The 3,081-nt window shown below is 38.1% G+C and carries 2 protein-coding genes; both read right to left on the reverse strand.

Annotated features, from left to right (window positions below; genetic code table 11):
* Positions 1–92: 92 nt before the first annotated feature.
* Entirely contained in the window at positions 93–857 is a 765-nt protein-coding gene (locus tag BGC07_RS17265) for a hypothetical protein (RefSeq protein ID WP_069314304.1), read from the reverse strand.
* 386 nt (positions 858–1,243) lie between these two features.
* A complete protein-coding gene (locus tag BGC07_RS17270) occupies positions 1,244–2,539 on the reverse strand; it encodes a hypothetical protein (protein WP_069314305.1) in 1,296 nt (431 codons plus the stop codon).
* Positions 2,540–3,081: the final 542 nt, after the last annotated feature.

Below are 3,081 nucleotides of genomic sequence, written 5' to 3' on the forward strand. Positions count from 1 at the left end.
CGGTGCCGGTGTCAGCCCCAAAAGCATTTATGCGGGAGACTTATGATGAGCTATCGTTTTCTACTTTTATGTTAAATGTTGCATTAGCAGGATCAAAGGAACCAGAAGCAGTTATAAGCTGTCCATGGACTAGGGTTGGAAAAACCAAAACTAGATACACTACATCCTCCAAGGTCCCATGAACACATAACTCTTACGTGTGCGCTGGTATGTTTGATGTAATAATCGGCAGAAAACATTTCTGGGTCATAGCATTTGGTAACATTAATATTAGAGCTATAGGTTCCCGATACTCCTGGAAGGCTAAATTTCCTCTGATTTTGCCACCCAGGACAGCCATGCATTCGAGTAGCAAATCGACGAACAATACTAACTTCAGGGTTACTATTATTTGTAAAGTTGACAGATATCTGCTTTTTCGCATTAAATTTTAATGAATTTGTGGAACTTGGATAAATATCAACGCCTGACTTAGCTGGTATAGTGCAATTACTTCCGTTTAATTGAGTCCATGAAATAACACCAACTGCAGGCTCAGTTACTGAATTTGCTATCGTGCCATTAATTGACTCTCCTTGGTGTGAGGTCCAACCAAAGGGTGCCCAATTAATGCTCCATCTTTCATTAAGTTTGCCTGATATAGGTCCACCATATCTTGTTATTTGGCAATTTTTTCCTTTGAAAGTAACTAAACCAATATATTGATCTAGCTTTCCATCAATAATATTGACGACTACACTGCCGTCATTGGAACTATATTGGAACTTAGTAATGTTGCTATTTGCATAAACGAATTGTGAGCTGAGTGCTCCACAAATAGATGCTATACATAAGCCAGTACAAGAGAATTTGATCATTGAACAACTCCTTGGTTCAAGCTTTTTTTGTGTAAAGCTACATAATTACTTTATTTTCATGTTTAAGACAATAGAGGATTTCACCTGAAATTTTATATCTATGTAATAGAGGCTTCATTTTTAGATATAAACTTATAAATATTTTTATATAGGTGTATTAAATGGTGTGCCCAGCAGGAATCGAACCTGCTGACCTTACTTCTTGTAGTTGGCCTTTAGTTTCTGGCAAGCATAGGCCCGCGTAGCGGGCCTATGCTTGAACAAGATGACGTGCTTAGGCATGCCGGATAGTTTTAGAAATGGCTGAAATGTGCCTATTGGAAGAGATCAGAGACTAAGCAACAAAGCCAATTTTTCTAAATTTCTTCCAGTTTTGCGCACCTATATTAGTCATAAAACTCTAGACTATGTTCTTCTTGGCTTCGATTAACCAAGTCAGTCACTGCTTTATAAGACGCTGATTTACCTTCAGAGCTGTAAAGGTTGCAAAGTTCAGGGCAAACTCCTCTCTCTCTAATATATTGAACAAGCTCTATATACTTTTCCCTGTCTGTGAGATAAGAACGGAACTGAATACTCCTTATGTGATCAAGCCTCATGGCTGGAATCCTTTCAAATTTATAAGTATTTTTCGTCACTACGCCTGGATCCAGCAAGCCTTTAGCTGTCTTAGTCATTTGAAGGTTGCCATTTGACAATGTTTTAGGTGCAGACTTCCCACGCACTATAAGAGCTAACTGGAGTGCTTTATTGAAAATATCTATTAAGCCAGCATCGTTTACATTCATATACTGTTTAATGGCAACCTCGATGCACTCTATTAGTTCTTTATATCGCTCACCTTTTGTATCACTATGGCCCCATCCAGAATACCAACTACTAGATTTTGAGGCCATACGTTCGATAAATAGTTTCAGGTCTTTTAGCTGCTCACGCCGTGTGAGCTCATCGGCTAAACCACGTTTAACACTAAGGAAGCTTTTGCCTTTAGCGAAAGAACTTTGGTGATCAGACAACTTTTTTACTTCATCTTGGTAGGCTTTGTCGAATTCTCTTAGAATTTTTCTTTCTTCTGGTGTAAGTGCTTTATTACCTCTTAATTCTTCTGAATAAGCGTATGAGTTAATTCCGCCAGAATAACATCCACCAACACCATATGATTCAGCGTGTTCAATATGTTTGCGATAATTCGAAAGCTTTGTTGCTTTATAAATCCACGGGTCGACAATTATAGCATTTTTTAACTCTTTGTTTTGACTAAGATCTTTTAAATCCTTAGCAACTAAACCAGCCCCTTGCCATAATCGGTGTAAATATTGTGATTGATGAATCAAGCAAAATACGTGCCCAGGAAAGTATATCGTTGATATATATACAGGCTCTTCAGGTGGATTAAGCATAGAGCCTAAATAAGTAGCCACTCCACTTACTTCATCACAATATCCTACGCCCATACTTAAAGCTTGCCGCGCCCACGCTATAGAGTGAGGTTTAGTTGTGCCTCTAACAAAAGAAAGGTTCATACCCCTTTCTTCTCGAAGTGCACGACTGCTCCCATTCGAATAGTATGATTTGTTTCTATTCGAATATAACCCTTCCATGTTTTCTGAATGTGTAATAATTCGACGAACAGCTCGAACTATCGCCGCCCCAATCACTAACAAATCATCCGAAGTCAACATAATAACACCTTATACATATACTCGACATTCCGCACCATAAACTTTAAACTCCTCTATTTCAAGTAATTCTTTTCTGAAATTTTCCAGTTCATCTTTATTCTTCATCAACTATAAAAACTGCTGCCCTAAATTTTTTATTATTGTCAACGCACGATTCAAGCTCTAATAATTGAGAATAAATGCCTTTTTAGCATTAACTGTGTCTTGTGGTACCGTAAGTCACACCATACTCGAGGTTTAGTTCTCACATTAACTATAAAGCTTCGACTCTATCGCTCTCCTTCCCCTCACCCAGGTTTTCAATAGTATCTCAATGGGCTTAAATTCATCAAAAATCCTCACCTGCCTCAGACTAATCCTCCATGATTTTCACTCTGCGGTTAAAGCTTGATTTAGGCGGTGTGTGCTCTACCATCCACAATTGCCTTCTTACCTGCACAAGGTATAGAACAGCAAAGAAATTAGATATATAAATTTATGTTGAAAATCATTTATACGTTAATTGGGCTTTGTTGCTTAACGTGAGTTCGATATAACTTAGC

This window comes from Piscirickettsia litoralis, from assembly GCF_001720395.1.
In the GTDB taxonomy this organism is placed as follows: Bacteria; Pseudomonadota; Gammaproteobacteria; order Piscirickettsiales; family Piscirickettsiaceae; genus Piscirickettsia; species Piscirickettsia litoralis.

Coding starts and splice junctions, on each gene's coding strand:
- BGC07_RS17270 (WP_069314305.1), bottom strand. CDS start 2,539: ATGTTGACTTCGGATGATTTGTTAGTGATTGGGGCGGCGATAGTTCGA.
- BGC07_RS17265 (WP_069314304.1), bottom strand. CDS start 857: ATGATCAAATTCTCTTGTACTGGCTTATGTATAGCATCTATTTGTGGA.